We start from the raw sequence: 289 nt of genomic DNA, 5'->3' as shown, positions 1-289 counted from the left end.
CGCACTCGGTTACGCAGTTCTGCGTCTACGGGTCTGCCTTTGTAGACGCCTGAAGCTTTTGCCTTCTCAATCCCTTGTGCCTGGCGCAGTCTTCTTTGCTGATAGTCCTTCCTGGCGATCGCGGCCATCATATCGATCATCATGTAGTTGATGGCCGCCAGCATGCGGTCGGTGAACTCGTCCCCCGACTGGGCCGTCATGCCTTGATGACTGGTAGGCAGATCCACAGAGACGATCCGTATGCCTCGGTTATCGATTGCTGTTTTGAGGGATCGCCAAGCCTGGTCAT

General features: G+C 55.7%; 1 pseudogene. It reads right to left on the bottom strand.

Annotated features, from left to right (window positions below):
• Nucleotides 1–289 (bottom strand): annotated as a pseudogene (locus DW49_RS0124300) (recombinase family protein); the annotation flags it as partial.

This window comes from Pseudomonas avellanae BPIC 631, assembly GCF_000444135.1.
GTDB lineage: Bacteria > Pseudomonadota > Gammaproteobacteria > Pseudomonadales > Pseudomonadaceae > Aquipseudomonas > Aquipseudomonas avellanae.
This window is presented reverse-complemented; position numbering and strand designations above follow the sequence as displayed.